We start from the raw sequence: 21,503 nt of genomic DNA on the forward strand, positions 1-21,503 counted from the left end.
ATGATATTCAAAACTATTTTCCGGATTGTAGGACTACTTTCGTTATCCTTATTTATACTTTGGAGTTGTTCGGATTCCTCCAACGAACAGACTTTCGATTCCTCTAAGCTGAGGAAAGCCAGTCAGGAGGAAATTGAAAATGTTATCGAGGCTTTTATCCTCGCAGAAGAGGGGGATATTATCGAAATTCCCCCGGGATTCTACAGTTTTAAAACTCAATTAATCCTGGATTCCAAAAATAACATCAGCATCAAAGGGGCCGGAATGGGAGAAACTGTCCTTTCGTTCCGTGAACTCAAAGCAGGCGGTGAAGGAGTAAAACTGGTAGGAAACAATGTAAAAATCGAAGACCTCAGCATTGAAGATGCCCCCGGAGACGGGATCAAAAGCCAACATAGTGATGGTATCACATTTAGACGCATCAATGTTACTTGGACAAATGGTGATAAATCAGAAAATGGGACCTATGCCATTTACCCTGTTCAGTGCAAAAATGTCATGATAGATGAATGCATTGCTTCGCATTCCAAAGATGCGGGGATTTATGTAGGTCAGTCCGAAAATATCATCGTCAGAAATTCTCTTGCCTTTGGGAATGTGGCAGGGATTGAAATAGAAAATTCCGACAATGCAGAGGTCTATGGAAATACTGCAAGGGACAATTCCGGAGGTATTTTGGTATTCAACCTGCCCGGACTTCCAAAAGCTGAAGGCCGTGGCACTAAGATCTATAATAATGATATCAGGTCCAATAACCATGTCAATTTTGCGGTTCCGCTAAGTGATGAACCCAATGGCAATACCGTGACCATGATTCCACCCGGGTCGGGAATCATACTTTTGGCGGCAAAGGATGTGGAGGTTTACAACAACAGGATTCACAAAAACAAAACAACAGGAATTGCCATCGCCAATTATCACATCACAGGTTTTCCAACTGAGGCACCAAATTGGTCTCCTTTCACCTCCAATATTTATGTGCATGACAATGACTACAAACGGACCTGGAAAATTCCTGACCTGACCAAAGAGTTTGGGCAATTGATTTCGGTCTATAATGCCCATGGGAAAGGGAAAACCCAGGATATTATTTATGATGGGTTTTGGGATAAAAGCATCAGTGACGATATATCCACCAACCCAATGAAAGTCTGCATCCGGGAAACAGGCATGGAAAAACTGCATTTCACGCTATTTGACCTTTGGGAAGGGGAGGAAAACATCAAAGCATCCAAAGACTATACCCCTTTCCAATGCGAAACGGTAATCAAGACAGATGTAAGTGGAGTAGCCAAATTGTAACAGCATGAAGTTCAGTCAGCGATATTTCATTATCCGAATTTTATTTATTTCATTGATATCAGGTGTTGCCTGTTCGGGGGAAAAAGAACAGGAAAAAACTGAGGAAGAACAGGTGCAGATCGAATATACTGATGCCCCGGATATCAATATTGCAGCAATTGATTTTGATCAGATTCCTTTCAAAACACTTTCGGAATACGGGTTTTTCAAAGGTCAGTTAAGGGCTTTGAACCCCAATGGGGAACTGGTCAAGTATGAACCTTCATCTTCACTCTTTACAGATTATGCATTTAAATCCAGGTTTATCTGGATGCCTGAAGGTACTTCAGCTTCCATCAAACAGGATATAGGAGGCTCTTTTGAATTGCCTGATCAGACTATTATCATCAAGAATTTCTATTACCCCTTGGATTTTAGAAATCCTGAAGGGGAGAAAAGAATCATTGAAACAAGGCTGATGGTCAAGCGTCAGGGAATATGGGAAGCATTTCCTTATATCTGGAATGACGATCAGACTGAGGCAGCGTACAAGGTAGTGGGAGCGGAAAAAGAAGTGAAATGGAAAGACCTGAATGGAAACGAACAGGTCATCAACTACATCGTGCCCAATAAAAACCAATGCAAAAGCTGCCACAACGAAAACGAAGTAATGGTTCCCATCGGTGTCAAGGCCAAATACCTCAACCATCCCATTCTTTACGGAGAGGAAAGTAAAAACCAATTGATCAAATGGTCAGAAACAGGATTTCTTGAAAACATTCAGGATATAAATCATTATACTGCCATGGTAGATTATAACGATGCTTCCCAACCATTGGAATTGCGTGCCAAAGCCTATCTGGACATCAACTGTGCCCATTGCCATAGGGCTGAAGGACCTGCGAGTACTTCCGGACTTTTTTTGGATTATGAGGAAACTGACCCGTTGAAACTCGGGGTATTCAAAACCCCTGTTGCAGCCGGATTTGGAGCCGGTTCCTTCAAATACGCCATTTATCCCGGTAAAGCAGATGAATCCATCATGACTTTCCGGATGTCCACCAACAAAGTCGGAGCCGCAATGCCTGAGATCGGCAGGGTGAGTGTACATGAAGAAGGAGTTGAGCTGATCAGGGAGTGGATTAATGGGATGAAATAAAATGGAATGCAGATCAAGCTGATTTACTGATTCATGCAGATAAATAATCAGTAAAATCAGCTTGATCTGCGTTATCAGCGTTCCATTGTTGGTTTTAAAAAGAAAGTATATAAAAATCGAAAACTTTTCAGAAATACAAATCCTACAATTTTTTTAAATAACATATTTGTTATTATTTTTACTTTTCATCAATCAAATTATTATGAAGGTAACCAAGAAGCGTCGTGAACTTGAAAAAGACCTTCTTTTTTATCTGAGATATTATAAAAAAATCGCACCTGATTCCAGAAAAACCTTCAATAAGATTATTGAGGATTTGGTGGAATTATTGAAAGAAACTTAATATTAAAAATTGCTTACAACATGAAGTCCATAGAAGAAAAAATAAATGACCTCAAAATACGATTTCGAACAGCCTCCAAGGAGGAACTTGGAAAAATCGATATTGAAATGGAGCACTTGGCTGTAGAAAATCCTGAGGCATTTTCTAAGGCTATGTTGGAGGCAGCTCGGCAAACCGTCATAAATACTGAGGAACTTCGTATAAAAGAAAAATTGGATAAAATACTTCCGATTGTGTCTGTCTCTTATTTAGCTAAAACCTATTTTGGAAAAACACCACAGTGGTTTTACCAAAGACTTAACGGCAATATAGTTAACGGGAAAGAGGCTAGATTTACTGATCAAGAAATTAAGGTAATTTCAAAAGCTTTGAATGATATAGGGGACAAACTTATAAAATCCTCTCAACTCATTGCATGATGGAATAAGCACTTGAGTAAATAATCGAATTAAATTTAACTTATCTTTTCGAAATCCAATTTAAATCAATTCAAAAAAGAAAAAGACTGAATTATGATTCAGTCTTTTTCTTTTTAATCCTTATACACCCCGCTCGGCCATTTGTCGTTTCCGGCATTGGTATCGGTAATGACTTTGTCCGGATCAATTTCCACTGCTACCACTTTTTTATCCACTTTGAGCAGATGGTTCCATTGGTTGCCTTTGAACCAAATCTCAACAGGTAGCATCCTTCTTTCTTTTTCCCCATCATCATAGGTGATTTCCAATAATACCGGCATGGGCAGTTCCCCAAGATTGGAAAGTGACACTATATAATTGGCACCGTAAGGAAAAACACCATTGATCGCCATGTCAATATTGGCATTGCTGTAAAACCAGCCTTTCCAGAACCAATCCAGATTTTCACCGGATACATTTTCCATATGATTGAAAAAATCTGTTGGTTGGGGATGCTTATATGCCCACGCTTTAATATAAGATCTAAACGCTTTGTCAAACCTTTCATGACCCAATATATATTCCCTAAGCATTATCAGCCCTAAGGCAGGTTTCATATAAGCTACCATTCCAAGATTATTGGTTTGGGTACGGTCAGCATGGGTGGCGATCGGTTCCCGGTCCTTATTGGTAAGCCAACCAAGATACCTTCTGGTCTGTATCAGGTCATTGGTATACTCACCATCGTTGAAAGCTAGATAACTGTAATAGTTGATAAAAGTATTGAAACCTTCATCCATCCAAGCATGTCTTCTTTCATTGCTTCCAACAATCATTGGAAACCAGTTATGTCCGAATTCATGGTCTGTCACTCCCCACAAACTTTCCCCCTTTGATTTCCAGCTGCAGAAATTGACTCCCGGATATTCCATACCGTTGATGTCTGCCGCAACATTCACCGCTACAGGATACGGATATTCGTACCACATTTCAGAATAATGTTCCACAGAGGCTTTGCTGTATTCAGTGGATCGGCCCCAAGCATCTTCCCCATCACTTTCCTGAGGGTAGACAGATTGGGCCATGGCCTTTTTTCCACTGGGAAGATTGATTCTTGCCGCATCCCAGATAAATGCTTTTGATGAAGCAAAAGCGATATCTCTGGAATTTTGGATTTTGAAATGCCAGGTTTGGGTACCACTTTGTTTGACTCTATGATTGGCATAGTCAGTCACTTCTTCAGGACTGATAATGTACACCCGCTCATCACTTTCAGCAGCTATTTTCATCCTGTTTTGCTGCTCTTTTGTGAGCACTTGTCCCGGATTCAACAATTCCCCTGAACCTACTACAATATGGTCAAAAGGTACAGTTACTTTATACTCAAAATCGCCATAACCTAAATAAAATTCTCCTGCACCAAGATAGGGATCTGTATTCCATCCGGTCACATCATCAAAAACCACCAACCGGGGATACCATTGCGCCATAGCATAAATAGTCCCATCCTTTACTTTAAGCCGTCCCATTCTGTCCATACCTTTTTCAGGAATCTTGAATTCAAAATCCATAGAAATGACTGCTTGTCCTCCATTGGCAGGGAGCGGTTCATTAAAAGTAACCTGCATTCTGGTATCACTGATCAAATAATCGTTGGAAATGGGTTTGTTTTTGCCGGAAATCTGTGCTTTTAAATTTTCAATTTTATAACCCCCGTCTAAGTCCCCGCTGTACCTGTTTCCCTGTATCGGTGTAGTCAGCGAACCCCTGGATTCTTCCGTAAATCTGTTCTGCTCCAAATAAAGCCAAACAAAATCCAGATTCTCGGGACTGTTATTTTTGTAAGTAATACTGACTTTACCTTTGATGATATGTGTAGAATCATTCAGCGTCACGTCAATGACATAATCTGCTCTATTTTGCCAGTAAGAAGGTCCTGGTTTTCCGGAAGCAGTCCTGTAAGCTGAACCTTGCCTATAACCGAATTCCGTAAATGCAGCATCTCTATTATCCTTCACCTGCTGGGCATAGGACTCAAAACCAAAAAATACAACAAGTACAATGGTGGAAATTTTATAAAATGTATTTCTCATGGATGATTTGCTTTTTGATAATTTAAGGCGCTAAAATACAGAATGGTACTTAAAGAAAAAATTCATTACAATCTCCAATGGCTTTTTATACAAACTAATATCAGGTTTCCGGGATTTGCATTTAGATTTTAATCATCTGTAATTTGCGCAGTTAAAAACCACAACTATTTATGAAAATCTGCTTTACAATAATTTTTATTTTCCTTTCGCTGAACTTGGTTTGCGCTTTTCAGGATAGCACAACAGTGGAATTAGGGGAAATCATGATTATGGAAAACAGAATTGGAATACCCTTCAACAAGATTTCAAGAAATATCACTGTCATACAAAGAAGGGATATTGAAACCGTACCAGCCAGAAGTATTCAGGAATTACTGGCATTTACCCCAGGGGTTGATGTAAGGCAAAGGGGTGTCAGTGGCGTACAGGCCAATATAGGAATCAGGGGAGGAAGCTTTGAGCAGACATTGATGCTGATCAATGGGATCAAACTCACAGATCCACAGACTGGTCACCATATGATGAATATCCCTGTTCCTTTACAGGGAATCCAACGGATAGAGGTACTCAAAGGGCCCGGCTCGCGGATTTTTGGACAGAATGCTTTTGCAGGTGCCATCAATATAATCACTACGCTTCCCGATACTAAAAGTCTTCAAATACAGGGATTCGGCGGTGATTTTGGAATGCGAGGAGGACATATCATTTCCTCTCTGCCCATTGGAAATTACAAACAGACCCTTTCGGTTTCGCATGACGCTTCTGACGGTCATTGGTACAACTCCGACTTTGAAGTCACCAATATTTTTTATGAGTCAGGCTATGAAATAAATGAGAAAAATGAACTGAATGCCATGTTTGGTTTTACAGACCGGGAATTTGGTGCGAATGGATTTTACACAGACCGATTCCCAGATCAATGGGAGGCCATTCAGACCTACCTTTCTGCACTCAGCCATACCTATAGAAACAATAATCTGTATTTTCAGACCAGAGCCTATTGGCGGAGAAATGTGGATGAATTTAGATTAAGAAGAAATGAACCTGAGTTTTTCACAAATTTCCACACTTCAGATGTATTGGCACTGGAATTTAACAGCACTTACACTTCCAAGTATGGCGTTACGGGTTTTGGACTTGAAGGCAGGGAAGAAATAATTGACAGCAGCAACCTGGGAAACCATAGCAGAAGTTTTCTTGGCATTTTTGCAGAACATAGGATTGAATTCCTTGACAAATTTGATTTAAGGGCAGGCGTTTACTCCAATTATTACAGTCAATTTGGCTGGAGGCATTTCCCGGGTGCAGAAATTGGGTTCCAAATCAATGAAACTTCCAGGCTGTATAGTAATATTGGGAACAGTTTCAGGATCCCTTCTTACACTGAATTATTTTATCAGGATGCCAGTAATACCAGTAATCCAAATCTTCTGCCTGAGGAAGCAAGAAACTTCGAGGTAGGCTGGAAACTGAACAAATCAAGATTGAGGGCTGAACTTGTTTATTTCTATCGATTTACTGAAAATCTGATCGATTATACCCGTGCCCCAAGTACAGTACAACCGAATCCCAACCAATGGACTCCCGGAAATATCAGTCAGGTTACCTTCAATGGATTGGAATCATCCATCCAATATTTGGTAAACTTGGGCTCTGAAAATCTAAAGATTAAGGATTTTTCGTTCAGCTATAATTTTATCAATGCAGACCTGATACAACCCGAGGGTGTGGAATCCAGATTTGCTTTAAACTCACTTAGAAATCAATTTATAGGAGGAATAAATGCAGAATTCTTCAAGAAAGCTGAATTGACAATTAAAGGCAGGTATTTGGAAAGAGTTGCATTGGAACCTTATTTTCTGTTGGATGCAAGATTGGACTACAATCGCTTAAAAAAATTCGGACTATTTGTAGAAGTCTCCAATATAACCAATGCAGATTATATCGAAGCAGGGTTTGTGCAGATGCCAGGCAGGTGGTTTAAGGCAGGGTTTATGGTGAACATCGATTAAGACAATTAATTTTTAATAATTCAATATCAGTGGTTTAGTAAAGAAATCAGAAAAATAGAATTCTTTTTTTGTCATCATATAAATTTAATTTTACATTTGCACTCCGTTCTGAAAGAGAACGGTTTTTATTTTGGGAGTTTATCCCGATAGCTATCGGGATGGTTCAGAGCATTCCGATCTTAATCGGAAGGGTCGGGGGTTCGAATTGTAGAGATAGAGGATAGTAACATTTCGGGAGTTTAGCTCAGCTGGTTCAGAGCATCTGCCTTACAAGCAGAGGGTCGGGGGTTCGAATCCCTCAACTCCCACAATTATTTATTTCTTCATTATCGGGATGGTTCAGAGCATACCGATCTTAATCGGAAGCGTCGGGGGTTGGAATTGTAGCGATAGAGGATAGTAACATTTTGGGAGTTTAGCTCAGTTGGTTCAGAGCATCTGCCTTACAAGCAGAGGGTCGGGGGTTCGAATCCCTCAACTCCCACAATTAAAAATAAAAAAGCCCAGTAGAGAAATTTTCACTGGGCTTTTTTATTTTGAAACTGGGGTTTCAAATATCAAACTTGATCCCCTGCGCCAAAGGTAAATTTGTACTGTAATTGATGGTATTGGTTTGACGGCGCATATAGGCTTTCCAGGAATCTGAACCTGACTCCCGACCACCTCCTGTTTCTTTTTCGCCGCCAAATGCTCCGCCTATCTCCGCACCTGATGTTCCGATATTGACATTAGCAATACCACAATCAGAACCCGATACTGACAAAAATGCTTCGGCTTCTCTCATATTCAAAGTCATGATGGCTGAAGACAATCCCTGCGGAACACCATTATGCATAGCAATCGCCTCATCTAAAGTTTTATATTTCATGATATATAGAATAGGAGCAAAAGTTTCTTCCTGTACCATCTTAAAATGGTTTTCCGCCTCAATGATGCATGGTTTGACATAACATCCCGATTCATACCCATCACCTGAAAACACTCCTCCTGCAACAACTTCCTTACCCCCCTCTATCTTTACTTTCTCAATCGCCTTTTGATACATTTCCACGGCCATTTTATCGATCAATGGCCCCACATGATTTTTCTCGTTCAATGGGTTTCCAATTACCAATTTGGAATATGCAGCAGCCAATCTCTCTTTTATGGACTCATAAATTGACTCATGTATGATCAACCTTCTTGTGGAAGTACATCTTTGACCTGCCGTACCTACAGCACCAAACAAGGCTCCTCTGATGGCAATTTCGATGTCTGCATTTTCTGTAATGATGATGGCGTTGTTCCCTCCTAATTCCAACAATGACCTTCCTAGTCTTGCAGCCACAGCCTGACCTACGATTTTACCCATCCGGGTGGAACCTGTTGCCGAAATCAAAGGGACCCTTCTGTCTTCGGTCATAAATTTCCCAACCTTATAATCTCCAACAATCAAAGAAGATATTCCTTCCGGCAATCCATTTTCTTTGAAAACTCTGGCCGTAATTTGTTGACAAGCGATCCCGGACAAGGGTGCTTTTTCTGAAGGTTTCCAGATGCAAACATCTCCGCAAACCCATGCGATCATACTGTTCCATGACCAAACAGCAACAGGAAAATTAAATGCTGAAACGATCCCTACAATTCCCAATGGATGCCATTGTTCATACATTCTGTGTCCGGGACGCTCTGAATGCATGGTAAGTCCATATAACTGACGTGATAATCCTACCGCAAAATCACATATATCGATCATTTCCTGGACTTCGCCAAGTCCTTCCTGATAAGATTTGCCCATTTCATAGGAAACCAATTTCCCCAACTCAGGTTTAACCTCACGTAGTGCATTTCCTATTTGCCTGACGATTTCCCCTCGCTGCGGTGCAGGCATATTCCTCCACGTTTTATAAGCTTCTTGGGCTTTGGAGACAACTGCATCATAACTTTCCCTGTTTGTGACCTGGACCTTTCCTATCAATTCTCCATCTGCAGGTGAAAAAGAACTGATATATTCCATACCTGAATCTATCCAGTTGTTTCCAGTAGAAGTTCCTAAGTTTTCGGTTTGTACTCCTAGTTTTTGTAGGGCGGACTTGACGCCGAATGAATCTGACATGTTATTTTGGTTTTAAGCTTATTGATCAAAGGCAAAACTAAAGAAAAATCCTCAGGCAGATGTTCAATTATCGTTTTTCTGTTTAAACTTTTCAGGCAAATATCTGTCAATATCAATATAATCCAGATAGGGCTTCAATTTGGGTCCAACATCAAAACGGTAGACAAAATTAATTCGATAATTCCCTGTCTGAAAATCAGTAGAAAAACTCCTCGCCTCCCTTATCCGCACATTATTGTGCACATAATTGGCATTGATGGACCATTTGGGCCCATTATATCCAGCAAATCCTCTTAAAAAATAATTGGAGTTTACTCCCCAATTTCCTTCTTTATCGGTATCAGAGGAAATAGTTGTATTTCCCAAACCGATATTTCCTGAAACCATACCCGTAATAAAAAAATGCTTTGCAATCACAAAAGTATGGACATAACCAACATTTGGCCCAAATTCTATAAAATTCATTTTTTTGAATTCGATTGGATCAGGGATAAATTCTGCAACAATATTACTTTCGTCATTGGCCCTTCCAAAATAAAATTCGAATCCTGTCACGAAGCTACCTGCCGATTTTTTTTGCCAGGCACTTTGAAGAAATGCAGCTTTCAAGGACAGTTTATCCCCATTGAACAAATATTGGACATTTGCCCCAAATTTTCTTACCTCCAAGTCTGGAAATGCCAGATCAGGAGGAATATCCGGTAAAGGTCCTATATAATCGCGAAGGAAAAAACCATCATAAAACTGCCCAAAAAGATCAATCACCCAATTTTTAGGGTAAATATGGGCCTGCAAATCCAAATACCGTGTATCTACCTGGGTCCGATTGGAATTCATAAAGTCAAAACCGTAGGCAAGGTTTAATGTGAAATCATTATAGGTAGCCCCAATGCCCAAGTTCAGTGTCGAAGTGGGTTCAAGAATTATTCTGGAATCATCGTCTATCCCTCTGATAAATAATGAAGTGTATTTTCTTGAAACATATGTTCGAGTTGTAAGTAATTTTTTATAGTTGACATAATAAGTGGTGTCCTCTTGGGCCTGGACATTATAAAAAATGCCAGAAAAAATTCCTATAAAAAAAATAAAGATTTTTGGTAAGGATGCTTTCAAAATTTCTGGAATTTTTTAATTCACAAATATATCGATCTAATAACAAAAAAAATCCGCAACAAGTGCGGATTAATTTTATATTGAATGGAGATCAGTAAAAATTATTATCTAAATAATCTCCATTCATTTTTAATTTTCAAAAGTCTTTAGCAGAAAAAGTTGCTTAATCACCCGAGACAAATATAATAAACTTTAAATTAAAATAGCAATACCCTGTTCACGGTATTTTTAGATAAAATACCAAAAAATTTATAATCGATTTTTTTAAACTCTTTAAATCAAGCAATTATACCAACTAAAAAATACTGTAAATTGGTTCTTATTTCTTCATTAAAATAAAAAATAACTAAAGTTAGTTTCCATATTCAGACTAATTTGTCTGGTTAAAATATTGAAAAACAATTAATTATTTCTTCGAATAGATTTAACATCTCAGGACAGTTTCCAAGTCAAACTAAACTAATAATTGTATTTTAAAGTTTTAATTATACTTGCTCATAAAACAATTTTTTCTTGAAAAAATTTAATTTTTAAGCATTATAATCTCAATATTATTAAATACAACTATCAAAAAATAATACTCAAAAAACCCAAAATTTGGAAATTATTTAACGGTTAAAATCAGATTTTTTAACAATTTATCACAAACGGAGCCTTGGACTGGCCATTTTATTCACCGGAAGGATAGACTACCATCAAAAAAACAACCTGAAATTTTGGAATACTCCGAACTATCAAGAGCTGTTAAAAAAAAGTACCCGTGACAAAGTGCCACAGGTACTTTTAAAAATAGATTAATTATTTCAATTTGCTCAAAGCTTGTTTCATTCTTTTCAATGCTTCTACCAAGTCCTCCTCTGAAGCAGCATAGGACAATCTAACACAATTAGGCGCGCCAAAAGCCGCTCCTGTTACCAAGGACACATTCGCTTTTTCCAAAAGGTACAAACAGATATCATCAGCATCATTGACAAGGTAGCCATCGGAAGATTTTCCAAAGAATGCAGTGACATCAGGAAAGAAATAGAATGCACCTTCTGGAACATGGGTTTTGATCCCAGGGATGTCTCTTAATAATCCCAAAACCAAGTCCCTTCTTTTAAGGTAGGCATCTTCCATTTTTTTGGAAGGGGATTGATCTCCTTCAATTGCTGCCAAAGCTGCTCTTTGAGCAATACCCGTCCCACCTGAAGTAAATTGTCCCTGCATTTTTTCACAGGCTTTGGCCATAAATACCGGTGCGCAGATGTAGCCTACTCTCCATCCTGTCATGGCATATCCTTTAGAAAATCCGTTGACGGTTATGGTTCTTTCAAACATTTCGGGAAAAGAAGCTATGCTGGCATGTTTACCTGTGAAATTGATCAATTCATATATTTCATCGGCAATCACAAATAAATTTTCTCTCTTTTTTACAACAGCGGCTATCGCTTCCAATTCCTCTTTGCTGAAAACCGATCCAGTAGGATTACAGGGAGAAGAATAAATAATTGCTTTTGTTTTATCTGTAAGCGCATTTTCCAACTGTGTGGCTGTCGCCTTAAAATTATTCTCAAGGTTACCTTCGATCAATATGGGTACACCGCCGGCCAATTTGATAATCTCAGCATAACTGACCCAATAGGGTGAAAATATGACCACCTCGTCTCCTTCATTAAGCAAACACATGAATACATTCGCAATGGAATGTTTTGCACCAGTGGAAACTACAATATTCTCCGCCTTAGCCTCAGCGATATGATTTTCTGCTCTGAGTTTTTTTGCTATGGCTTCCCTTAAATCCTGATAACCTGCAACGGGAGAATAAGAAAAATACTTTCCTTCATCGATTGCGTCCTTGGCCGCTTCCTGAATATGCTTTGGTGTCTTGAAATCGGGCTCGCCCAAGCTTAAGCTTATGATATCAATACCTTGCGATTTCAGCTCTCTGGCCTTTTTTGCCATTGCCAAGGTAGCGGATTCCTCCATTTGAATAATCCTGTCTGATAGAATAGAATTCATTATTATGGTTGTTTTTTAAATACCGCCAAAAATACGGATTACTGCGATTAATTCTACAATTAGCTGATGAATTGATTTGTAATCTATATTTTTGGTGTAAAATATTGAGCTGATTGACTCGTTAATCTAATTATGAATTCAAAAAATCTTCTTCTTTTATTTTTGATGACGGTGTCTCATGCTGTTTTTCCTCAAAAAGATAAAAAAGCTGAAATGGCCGATCCGGATTCAACAGGGGTGATGCCTGATAATCTGTTGCCCACTACAGCCCCAATTCTTCTTTTTGATGATCATTCAAAATCTGACAAGAAAAAAGCAGAGAAGAAAAAAATAAAAAAGAATATCTATTATGGCGAGCGGACTAAAAAAGGATACACCAAACAAACCGTAAGGGATCAGACACAATATCAAATTTTCAATTATACTACGCAAAACAGAGAATCTGATCCCTATATCAGAGATATTCATTGGTATGATGCAAGAGATAAAATAATCAGAACAAAAGAATTCGATCCTTCCAGAGGTTTTTTGTTACATGGCCCATATTCTAAGGAAATCGATGAGGTGGTTCTAGAAAAGGGCAATTTTTTCTTTGGCACCAAACACGGAACATGGTTGACATTTGACAACAAATCCATCCTTCTGGATAAACTGCACTATTCTGAAGGTTGGCCAAAAGACTCAAAAGTGACCTATTATAATCGGGAAGAAAGGAAGATTGAAAAATTGACACCTATTGAATATGAATTGATGGAGGGAAATTTTTTCCATTTTCATGAAACGGGACAGGTTGCCGTAACCGGAGAGTACCACTTTGGTGAAAAGGTGGGACTATGGACTGAATACTGGAATACAAAAAACAACAAAATCATCCGCAAAAGAGAAATTCAGTATCAAGAGATACCCTTCAGTAAAGATTTCAGACCTTATATACGGGCCGAATGGGACCCGGAAGGTAATCTGGTCTATAGAAAGGAAGGTTTAAGCTCCAATTAAAATCTATTTAGCCTATAATTTTTGTAGGTAATTGTTTTTATCTTCAATTCATTCTTATATTTGTCATGCTAATTATTGGTATGACACAAGAACAATTCAGTAAATACTCATTCCTTCTTGACCGAACTGCAAGACGCGTGAAACAGTACGCCCAACAAAAGTTTAAGCTTGGAGACTTTGACATTACTGTAGATCAATGGCTTATTTTGAAAAATCTTTCCGAAAATGACCTTTTGAGTCAAACAGAATTAGCCCAAATGGTATTTAAAGATCAACCTACCCTTACCAGAATCATTGACATATTGGTCAAAAAAGGATTTGTACAAAGAGTACCCCATCCTCTGGACAGAAGGAGTTTTCAATTGCTGTTGACCAATGAAGGGAAGTCCAAAGTAGAGGAACTAAAACCACAGATTGCTTCTATCCGGGAGAAGGCCTGGGAAAATCTTGATAAATCAGATTTTGAAGAATTCAAAAGGATTTTGAACACCATTTACAACAATCTTGAATAGATTTGTTGCTGAATAATAAAAATAGTTGCTATACTAATTATATTTGTACGAACATTTGAACCTATCATCGGTTAAACAATAAATATTCACATCATGATTACTACAGACATTTGTATCATTGGAGCAGGACCTGTGGGTTTATTTGCGGTTTTTGAAGCTGGATTGTTAAAAATGAGATGTCATCTTATCGATTACCTTCCTCAGGTAGGTGGGCAGTTATCCGAGATTTATCCGCAAAAACCCATCTATGATATTCCTGGCTATCCTGAAATAAAAGCACAGGAATTGGTAGACAATCTGATGAAACAGATCAAACCTTTCAAACCCACATTTTCTTTGGGAGAAAGAGTGGATCATCTTTCGAAGCAAACCGATGGATCTTATATAGTGACTACAAATGACAAAACTAAAGTACATGCACAAGTCATTGTAATCGCAGGGGGTTTGGGGGTTTTTGAACCGAGAAAGCCGGTTTTGGAAAACCTGGATCACTTTGAAGGTAACGGCGTAACTTACATGGTGAAAAATCCTGAAACTTTCAGAAACAAAAAAGTGATTTTAGCTGGAGGGGGTGATTCTGCTTTGGATTGGGCGATTTATCTTTCCGATGTAGCTGAAAGAGTTACTTTAGTCCATAGAAACGAAACATTCCGAGGTGCACCGGATTCTGCGGCCAAAGTTTATGATCTGGCCAATAATGGCAAAATTGATTTGATCCTTTCTGCTAACCTCAAAGAACTTGGAGGCAACGGGAAGTTAAAAAGTGTTACCCTTGAAGGAAAAAGTAAAGAAGAGATAACCATTGATACAGATTATCTCATTCCACTTTTCGGATTGAGTCCCAAATTGGGTCCAATTGCGGATTGGGGATTGAATATTGATAAGAATGCCATTGAAGTAGATACTAGAGATTATTCTACAGGAGTTGAAAGGATTTTTGCCATCGGTGATATCAATACTTACCCAGGAAAATTAAAACTCATTCTTTGCGGATTTCATGAGGCGGCCATTATGATGCATTCGGCTTTCAAATATGTCTATCCTGATCAAAAATTAAGTTTTAAATACACTACAGTTAACGGTGTTAATTCATTTTAATTCTATTTTTGCTCATGGTAAAATTCACTGTAGAAGATCACGAAGGCACCCGAAAGGAAATTGAAGCTCCCGATGATATGGGACTGAGCCTAATGGAAATATTGAAAGCATATGAATATCCGATATTGGCTACTTGCGGTGGGATGGCGCTTTGTGCTACCTGTCATGTCGAGGTTTTGGAAGGAGAGGATGAACTAGGTACAGCCTCGGATGCTGAATTGGATCAGTTAGAAAACCTACCGGAGTATTTTCCTACTAGTAGATTGGCTTGCCAAGTTCGAATCAGTTCCATTTTGGAGGGCGCAATTATCAAACTCAGAGGCGAAGATAATTAATACTAAAAAATACTTTTATTCCTGTCCTTTTTGAAATCACGCATATCGATCTCAAGACCAGTCAAGAACATGATAGAAGCAAACTTACAGTCCCAAACAACACAACACTACTGTCTCTCTCCAAAAAATCAAGTCCATTTGGACCAATTATCGTCCCCCAATGATCAAACCGATAAGCTGAGGAATTTTAATCCTGTTTAGGAGAATCGGAGCAAAAAGGATGATAAAAGGATACTGGCAAAAATTAGAACAGGATTGCTCCAGGGCAACGAAAAATCCAAGTCTGCGGCTAATACCATAGCAATTTATTTTTATCGAAACCAAATTAAATATTTACTGGGATTAGAGTACTATACCTACAGAAATTTCCAGCTCAACTTCCTGCCCTACAATATCTATTATTTCATTTTTGACCTCATTCAGTTCTTCAAAGTCAAGAGGTTTTTCAGAAATAATAGTAAGTGATATCCGCATGGGCTTTATTCTGATCACCCTCACATTGCGGAATTTTCCTTGGGGAATTTCTGCTTCGCTTAATCGCTGAATGATTTTATTTTCTTTCACCATCTTGGAAAATCCAAATCCCAATGGAGCGCTTATTAGGGCAACAAAAAACAAAGAAATCAACAAGCCTTTTCTGGCTAACCTGAAAGGACTGAAACCAAGTAATAAGAAGGTCATTGCGGCAGCCAATACCATTCCTGCAAGATTGGTCCCCAACAAAAGCAAAGCTCCCCAGAATATCGACCAATCGCCCCAACCAAGTCCAATTCCTGATACAGCCAATGGCGGGACCAATGCAACTGCTATAGCTACCCCTGCCAAAGTCTTTGCAATTTCTTTTTTGGCATGGGCGTAGGCTCCGGCAACACCGGAAGCTGCCGCTATTCCCAAATCCAGAAGGTTTGGTCGAATTCGGGCAAGTATCTCGCTATTAGCAGAATTAAGTGGTGTCAACCACGTGATCAAAATGGCAAAAACATAACTGATGGCCAAGCCAAATGCAATGGTTTTCAGACTTTCCTTGATCAATTTTTCTTCCTGTCTCAAGACTCCCATTGAAAGAGATATGATTGGGGACATCAATGGCGCCAAAATCATAGCTCCGATAATAACAGGGGAGGAATTCCCGAAAAGTCCAAAAGTGGCAATAACAGTAGAAATGGACATTAAGACCAGATAACTTTGACTGACCTGGGAGTTTTCCCTCAAAGCAGTGAAAAGCCATTTGAATTCCTCCGTTGTGGCATGATTGGTTAATGGCAGATAGCGGTTCAAAAGCTCACTCTTTAACTCCCCACTTGGAAGATTCTGCACTTTAAAGACCCTTTTCTTTTCAACCTCCTTTTTGGTTTCCAACAAACTCCCGGGAACAATTCCCAAGGCTTTGGGAAGGGATTCAAGTTCGATCTCTTTTGCACTCAACAAAATCTCATCCACGGCAAAATTCACGGATTTCTCACTACTGATTCTGATTTTATCTGTTTTGATGTGGGCAACATATTCTGGTAGTGTACTTCGGGATTTTGACTTAAAAATACTGTAAAAACCGAATTTGATGATTTCCCAGACACTTTTGGGTGCCAAGACCAAACAATGCATCAAACCATCATTTGGACTGGAGTCCTCAATGATCCGCCGGGACAAAATAGAACTTTTGCCATGCTGCACGATCACCATGCCCAAGGCCGCTGTTTCTATGGATTTTTCTTTGTCTTCTTCTGAACCAGTACTCCAACAAATGGTATAGGGATGCAGTTTTACCTTTCTGAATGAGCGAAAAAAATTCCTCATTCTGCCGTATAATTTGGCAAAAAAACCTGTTTTTACCCCCGAGCCGTACATCAAACTAAAAGTATTGCCAATGATTAGTTTGTTTAATACAGGCTTTCCGTTGGCCATAAGCACATCTACTTCTAAAACTTCTTCAGTCTGAAGGATATTTTCTACAGCCGCCTCAAGATTGGAAGAAATCCCAAAGCCCTGTCTCCCTTCTTTCATTTCAGGATGTGGTAGAAAACCGATCTTCCAATGGTTTTCTATAATTTCATCCAGAAATTCACGAAGCTGTTCATCAGACAAATAACAAACCAAAAAATCAGTCTCTGTAAACTTAAAATTCCTAAAGTCTTTATAGGCAATCTTGATTTTTATGTTGTTCTCAAAAAGTGGCAAAATCAGATCATCAACTTCTTCTTCCCTGTTTTGGTCAAAAATAAGCGTGATCGATTTCATATTTCCTTTTCAAAAATGGATTAAGTCAGACTTCCTGTCAATTTTTGCAAAATCTCTATCGCAGCCTTTGGCAGTACAGTCCCTGGACCAAAAACTGCAGCTACTCCGGAATCATAAAGAAATTGATAATCTTTAGGAGGAATTACCCCTCCGGCAATTACCATAATATCTTCTCTTCCGAGCTTTTTAAGTTCGGCGATCAATGCGGGCACCAACGTTTTATGCCCTGCTGCCAAAGATGAGGCCCCTACTATGTGAACATCGTTTTCAATGGCCTGCATGGCTACTTCTTCGGGTGTCTGGAACAAAGGGCCGATATCAACATCAAAACCTAAATCAGCAAAGCCTGTAGCTATCACTTTTGCTCCCCTATCGTGACCATCCTGCCCCATTTTGGCCACCATTATTCTGGGTCTTCTTCCTTCTAGTTTTGCAAATTTATCAGCAAGTCTCTTGGCTTCCATAAAATTGACATCATCTTGGGCTTCTCTGGAATATACCCCCGATATCGATTTTACTGTAGCTTTGTGTCTCCCAAATTCTTTCTCCATAGCATCAGAAATTTCCCCTAAGGTAGCTCTTTTTCGGGCTGCCTCCACAGACAGGGCCAACAAGTTGCCTTTTCCAGACCGGCAGGCTTCAGTGATGGAATCCAATGCTTGGAATACAGCTTCATGGTCCCTATCAGCCTTCAATTGCTTCAATTTATCAATCTGTGATAGCCTAACTGAATTATTATCCACTTCCAAAATATCAAATTCAGAGTCTTCATCTGTCTGGTACCTGTTTACCCCGACTATCACATCTTTGCCACTGTCAATCCTGGCCTGCTTTCTTGCAGCAGCTTCTTCGATTCGCATTTTGGGAATCCCGGCTTCTATGGCTTTCACCATTCCACCCAATTCCTCTACTTCCTGAATCAAATCCCAGGCTTTTTCTACCAATTGGTCGGTTAGATATTCTACATAATGTGATCCTCCCCAAGGGTCTACAACTTTGGTGATATCCGTTTCCTCCATAAGGTAGAGTTGGGTATTTCTGGCTATTCGTGCAGAAAAATCCGTGGGCAAGGCTATTGCTTCATCAAAAGAGTTTGTATGAAGGGATTGGGTATGTCCTAATACTGCAGCCATTGCTTCGGTAGTTGTTCTGGCCACATTATTAAAGACATCCTGAGCAGTCAGGGACCAGCCCGAGGTTTGACAATGGGTTCTCAGGGTCAAAGATCTGGAATCTTTGGGATTAAACTGATTGACAATCTTCGCCCATAGAATTCTTCCAGCTCTCATTTTTGCAATTTCCATAAAGTGATTCATTCCAATTGCCCAAAAGAAGGACAATCTGGGTGCAAAATCATCTATATCCAATCCGGCAGCAATTCCTGTTCTCAAATATTCCAGACCATCAGCAAGAGTGTAGGCAAGTTCCAATTCGGCAGTAGCTCCTGCCTCCTGCATATGGTAGCCCGAAATTGAAATGGAATTGAATTTGGGCATATACCTGGAAGTATATTCAAAAATATCTGAAATGATTCTCATGGAAGGTTTGGGCGGGTAGATATAGGTATTTCTTACCATAAATTCCTTTAAGATATCATTTTGTATTGTCCCGCTCAGTTGCTCCTGCTTGACTCCCTGCTCCTCGGCTGCTATTATATAGAATGCCAAAATCGGGATCACTGCCCCATTCATGGTCATGGATACAGACATTTGGTCCAAAGGAATTTCATCAAATAAAATCTTCATATCCAAAACCGAATCGATGGCAACCCCTGCCTTTCCAACATCCCCGACCACCCTGGGGTGATCAGAATCATAACCCCTATGTGTCGCCAAATCAAAAGCTACTGAAAGCCCTTTTTGTCCTGCGGCAAGGTTTCTCCTGTAAAATGCATTGGAATCTTCAGCTGTGGAAAAACCCGCATATTGTCGGATTGTCCATGGCCTAAGGATATACATGGTGCTGTAAGGTCCTCTCAAATAAGGCGGTAAACCGGCCCCAAATCCGACATGTTTGATTCTTCCATACATTTCCTCATCAATAATAGATGGAACTGCTATTTTCTCGGCAGTTTCCCAAACAGTCTCCTCAACAGCTCCTTTTGAAAAGGAACTGTTTTTATTTTTGAGTTTCCTCAGATCAGGCCTCATGATTTTTTAGGTTTTCTACAGACATACTTTCCCTAGTTGGCAACAATTGAAAATTTTCCTTTTCAATAGGCTCCGTTATCTTTTCCCTACTCATTTCATCATTGATCAAGTACTTATTTACTCCGATTTTGATTTTCTCTTTGCTGAGGATTGAATTCATAGATTGGGCCCTTTTTTCTTTTACTTGTTTCTGGATTTCACAACTCTCATAAAGATTCCACCAGCCTCCTTGACTTTCAATCTGTTCCAATTGGCTTTGGACAGCATCAAAAAGTTGGTTGATCATGTTCTCCAGAAAGTAACTTCCTGCTACGGGATCCAGTACTTTGTCCAAATAGCACTCGTCTTTAATAATATTGGAAATATTGCAGGCCATTCTTTTGGAAAATGAGTTTCCTCCAACAGAGACAACATCATGAGGGATGACCTGTAGCGCATTACAGCCTCCTAAAACTGCAGCCATGGATTCAACAGTATTCCGAATCATATTGGAATGGATGTCCATATTGGTCTTTGTCCATAAACTGGTTTCTGAATAAATAAAGATATCAACCAAAGCAAGTCCCGATCCATACAGTCCTACCAGCTGATGAAACAAAATCCTGATGCTTTTGACTTTGGCTATCTCCAAAAAATAGTCGGAACCAATAGCTGTCCAAATCATGGTTTTGCCGATAATTTCTTCAGGAGGCAAACCTGCTGATGTCAACCCATCCATAAGTTCAATAAATCCAGCCAAGGCATAAGAAAGCTCCTGAACAGTACTTGCACCGGAATTGTGGTAATGGGAAGAATCAATGGCCAAGGTTTTGAAATTAGGGAAACCTGAAGCTTGATCCATCAAAATTACGGCCTGTTGAATCACCTTATTCTTATCGGATTTTTTAATCAATACCCTTGTAAAACCATCCCATAGAATCCCTCCATTCAGGTGATTTGGATCAATCTGTTTTTTTTCTACCCAAGAAAATAATTGCTTTAAAACAAGCACAGGGTCACCTTTAGGGCAAACAAATAACTGGATATACTGCACCTCCACTTCTTGAAGCAAGATGTCAAGATCTTCGTCACCGGATAAATCCAGGCGAAGGGCGTCTGCTCCGTTTTGTAAAGCCAGGAGAATTTCTTTGTTTCCCTGTCGTTCATCCGAGGCATCGTTAGCAAAAACATTCGACCAGATTCTTGGAGGCAACCCGGGGATTCCTGAAGGAGGATTTACAAGATGTCTGAAATCCCTGAGCCATAAAGTATCCTTGGAATCATCATGATTATAAAATGGCGAAATCCTCAGATCATCTTTCGTACGGGACATCACTGTTTTTTCGAAGTCTTTACCCTTGAGGTCTTTTATAATTAGTTGGATCCATTCCTCTTTTGATACTGGGGAAAATTCATCAAATAAATTTTCTTTCATGTTTGGGTTTAAATTAGTTTTTTGCAGGAGATTGAATAATCCTTAGATCTTGATCAAATGGCTTTATGTTTTCCTTTGATTATCTTTATTTGATCAAAAATAAGCTTTAGAACTTTCAAAACCGATTATTTTAAACCAATAAAGTTGGTTCAGGTGCTGTCAGATTAGGTAAGGTAGAATTTGAATTTTCAACAAAAAATGAAATAAGAAACGTCAGTGCCCGAAGCATTGAGATATATTAAAAAGTCAAGTCAATTTTGATTTTTTA

At 39.2% G+C, this 21,503-nt stretch carries 16 protein-coding genes, 2 tRNA genes and 1 pseudogene; 11 read left to right on the forward strand and 8 right to left on the reverse strand.

The window, feature by feature from the left end; genetic code table 11:
• The 4 genes from B9A52_RS25240 (at position 1) to B9A52_RS25250 (ending at position 3,202) form a co-directional block, all read left to right on the forward strand.
• Positions 1-1,302 (forward strand): parallel beta-helix domain-containing protein, encoded by a 1,302-nt coding sequence (locus B9A52_RS25240; RefSeq protein WP_084123321.1) that lies wholly within the window; start codon positions 1-3, stop codon positions 1,300-1,302.
• Between the two features lie 4 nt (positions 1,303-1,306).
• A complete protein-coding gene (locus B9A52_RS25245; protein ID WP_084123322.1) occupies positions 1,307-2,440 on the forward strand; it encodes an SO2930 family diheme c-type cytochrome in 1,134 nt (377 codons plus the stop codon).
• A gap of 202 nt (positions 2,441-2,642) precedes the next feature.
• Positions 2,643-2,783, forward strand: a complete 141-nt coding sequence (locus B9A52_RS25805) for a hypothetical protein (protein WP_157370300.1) — start codon at positions 2,643-2,645, stop codon at positions 2,781-2,783.
• Positions 2,784-2,803: 20 nt separating this feature from the next.
• Entirely contained in the window at positions 2,804-3,202 is a 399-nt protein-coding gene (locus B9A52_RS25250; RefSeq protein ID WP_084123323.1) for a DUF5053 domain-containing protein, read from the forward strand.
• Positions 3,203-3,315: 113 nt separating this feature from the next.
• Here the strand turns inward: B9A52_RS25250 and B9A52_RS25255 are convergent, their stop codons facing one another.
• A complete protein-coding gene (locus B9A52_RS25255; protein ID WP_084123324.1) occupies positions 3,316-5,274 on the reverse strand; it encodes a M1 family metallopeptidase in 1,959 nt (652 codons plus the stop codon).
• Positions 5,275-5,444: 170 nt separating this feature from the next.
• On the opposite strand from B9A52_RS25255, the gene B9A52_RS25260 reads away from it, so the two are divergent.
• The 3 genes from B9A52_RS25260 (at position 5,445) to B9A52_RS25270 (ending at position 7,770) form a co-directional block, all read left to right on the forward strand.
• Positions 5,445-7,286, forward strand: coding sequence for a TonB-dependent receptor plug domain-containing protein (locus B9A52_RS25260; RefSeq protein ID WP_172805288.1), 1,842 nt, complete (start codon positions 5,445-5,447; stop codon positions 7,284-7,286).
• A gap of 233 nt (positions 7,287-7,519) precedes the next feature.
• A tRNA-Val gene (locus B9A52_RS25265) sits at positions 7,520-7,594 on the forward strand.
• Between the two features lie 101 nt (positions 7,595-7,695).
• A tRNA-Val gene (locus B9A52_RS25270) sits at positions 7,696-7,770 on the forward strand.
• A gap of 66 nt (positions 7,771-7,836) precedes the next feature.
• Here the strand turns inward: B9A52_RS25270 and amaB are convergent.
• The 3 genes from amaB to B9A52_RS25285 all read right to left on the reverse strand — a co-directional run bounded on the left by amaB (position 7,837) and on the right by B9A52_RS25285 (position 12,495).
• Entirely contained in the window at positions 7,837-9,381 is a 1,545-nt protein-coding gene (amaB, locus tag B9A52_RS25275) for an L-piperidine-6-carboxylate dehydrogenase (RefSeq protein WP_084123325.1), read from the reverse strand.
• A gap of 63 nt (positions 9,382-9,444) precedes the next feature.
• Positions 9,445-10,494 carry a DUF4421 domain-containing protein gene (locus tag B9A52_RS25280; RefSeq protein WP_084123326.1) on the reverse strand — a complete coding sequence of 350 codons (1,050 nt, stop codon included), beginning with the start codon at positions 10,492-10,494 and terminating at the stop codon, positions 9,445-9,447.
• A gap of 798 nt (positions 10,495-11,292) precedes the next feature.
• Complete coding sequence (locus B9A52_RS25285; RefSeq protein WP_084123327.1) at positions 11,293-12,495, reverse strand: pyridoxal phosphate-dependent aminotransferase; 1,203 nt, start codon at positions 12,493-12,495, stop codon at positions 11,293-11,295.
• 132 nt (positions 12,496-12,627) lie between these two features.
• Between B9A52_RS25285 and B9A52_RS25290 the strand changes: the two genes are divergently transcribed.
• The 4 genes from B9A52_RS25290 to B9A52_RS25305 all read left to right on the forward strand — a co-directional run bounded on the left by B9A52_RS25290 (position 12,628) and on the right by B9A52_RS25305 (position 15,436).
• Entirely contained in the window at positions 12,628-13,491 is an 864-nt protein-coding gene (locus tag B9A52_RS25290; RefSeq protein WP_084123328.1) for a toxin-antitoxin system YwqK family antitoxin, read from the forward strand.
• Between the two features lie 80 nt (positions 13,492-13,571).
• Positions 13,572-14,003, forward strand: a complete 432-nt coding sequence (locus tag B9A52_RS25295) for a MarR family winged helix-turn-helix transcriptional regulator (protein ID WP_084123699.1) — start codon at positions 13,572-13,574, stop codon at positions 14,001-14,003.
• A gap of 93 nt (positions 14,004-14,096) precedes the next feature.
• A complete protein-coding gene (locus tag B9A52_RS25300; protein WP_084123329.1) occupies positions 14,097-15,101 on the forward strand; it encodes an NAD(P)/FAD-dependent oxidoreductase in 1,005 nt (334 codons plus the stop codon).
• Positions 15,102-15,115: 14 nt separating this feature from the next.
• A complete protein-coding gene (locus tag B9A52_RS25305) occupies positions 15,116-15,436 on the forward strand; it encodes a 2Fe-2S iron-sulfur cluster-binding protein (protein ID WP_084123330.1) in 321 nt (106 codons plus the stop codon).
• 8 nt (positions 15,437-15,444) lie between these two features.
• On the opposite strand, the pseudogene B9A52_RS26290 reads toward B9A52_RS25305, so the two are convergent.
• The 4 genes and pseudogenes from B9A52_RS26290 to B9A52_RS25325 all read right to left on the reverse strand — a co-directional run.
• A pseudogene (locus B9A52_RS26290) lies at positions 15,445-15,735 on the reverse strand (cation:proton antiporter domain-containing protein); the annotation flags it as partial.
• Positions 15,736-15,778: 43 nt separating this feature from the next.
• Positions 15,779-17,671, reverse strand: coding sequence for a TIGR00341 family protein (locus B9A52_RS25315; RefSeq protein WP_084123331.1), 1,893 nt, complete (start codon positions 17,669-17,671; stop codon positions 15,779-15,781).
• 20 nt (positions 17,672-17,691) lie between these two features.
• Positions 17,692-19,821 carry a methylmalonyl-CoA mutase gene (gene scpA / locus B9A52_RS25320; RefSeq protein WP_084123332.1) on the reverse strand — a complete coding sequence of 710 codons (2,130 nt, stop codon included), beginning with the start codon at positions 19,819-19,821 and terminating at the stop codon, positions 17,692-17,694.
• Positions 19,811-21,235, reverse strand: a complete 1,425-nt coding sequence (locus B9A52_RS25325; protein WP_084123333.1) for a methylmalonyl-CoA mutase family protein — start codon at positions 21,233-21,235, stop codon at positions 19,811-19,813. The genes scpA and B9A52_RS25325 overlap by 11 nt, the downstream gene beginning before the upstream one ends.
• Between the last annotated feature and the right edge of the window lie 268 nt (positions 21,236-21,503).

Source organism: Aquiflexum balticum DSM 16537 (genome assembly GCF_900176595.1).
In the GTDB taxonomy this organism is placed as follows: domain Bacteria; phylum Bacteroidota; class Bacteroidia; order Cytophagales; family Cyclobacteriaceae; genus Aquiflexum; species Aquiflexum balticum.

What these genes read in the sequence shown, in the direction of transcription:
- B9A52_RS25240 (WP_084123321.1), top strand. Translation starts at nt 1, where the DNA reads ATGATATTCAAAACTATTTTCCGGATTGTAGGACTACTTTCGTTATCC.
- B9A52_RS25245 (WP_084123322.1), top strand. Translation starts at nt 1,307, where the DNA reads ATGAAGTTCAGTCAGCGATATTTCATTATCCGAATTTTATTTATTTCA.
- B9A52_RS25805 (WP_157370300.1), top strand. Translation starts at nt 2,643, where the DNA reads ATGAAGGTAACCAAGAAGCGTCGTGAACTTGAAAAAGACCTTCTTTTT.
- B9A52_RS25250 (WP_084123323.1), top strand. Translation starts at nt 2,804, where the DNA reads ATGAAGTCCATAGAAGAAAAAATAAATGACCTCAAAATACGATTTCGA.
- B9A52_RS25255 (WP_084123324.1), bottom strand. Translation starts at nt 5,274, where the DNA reads ATGAGAAATACATTTTATAAAATTTCCACCATTGTACTTGTTGTATTT.
- B9A52_RS25260 (WP_172805288.1), top strand. Translation starts at nt 5,445, where the DNA reads ATGAAAATCTGCTTTACAATAATTTTTATTTTCCTTTCGCTGAACTTG.
- amaB (WP_084123325.1), bottom strand. Translation starts at nt 9,381, where the DNA reads ATGTCAGATTCATTCGGCGTCAAGTCCGCCCTACAAAAACTAGGAGTA.
- B9A52_RS25285 (WP_084123327.1), bottom strand. Translation starts at nt 12,495, where the DNA reads ATGAATTCTATTCTATCAGACAGGATTATTCAAATGGAGGAATCCGCT.
- B9A52_RS25290 (WP_084123328.1), top strand. Translation starts at nt 12,628, where the DNA reads ATGAATTCAAAAAATCTTCTTCTTTTATTTTTGATGACGGTGTCTCAT.
- B9A52_RS25295 (WP_084123699.1), top strand. Translation starts at nt 13,572, where the DNA reads ATGACACAAGAACAATTCAGTAAATACTCATTCCTTCTTGACCGAACT.
- B9A52_RS25300 (WP_084123329.1), top strand. Translation starts at nt 14,097, where the DNA reads ATGATTACTACAGACATTTGTATCATTGGAGCAGGACCTGTGGGTTTA.
- B9A52_RS25305 (WP_084123330.1), top strand. Translation starts at nt 15,116, where the DNA reads ATGGTAAAATTCACTGTAGAAGATCACGAAGGCACCCGAAAGGAAATT.
- B9A52_RS25315 (WP_084123331.1), bottom strand. Translation starts at nt 17,671, where the DNA reads ATGAAATCGATCACGCTTATTTTTGACCAAAACAGGGAAGAAGAAGTT.
- scpA (WP_084123332.1), bottom strand. Translation starts at nt 19,821, where the DNA reads ATGAGGCCTGATCTGAGGAAACTCAAAAATAAAAACAGTTCCTTTTCA.
- B9A52_RS25325 (WP_084123333.1), bottom strand. Translation starts at nt 21,235, where the DNA reads ATGAAAGAAAATTTATTTGATGAATTTTCCCCAGTATCAAAAGAGGAA.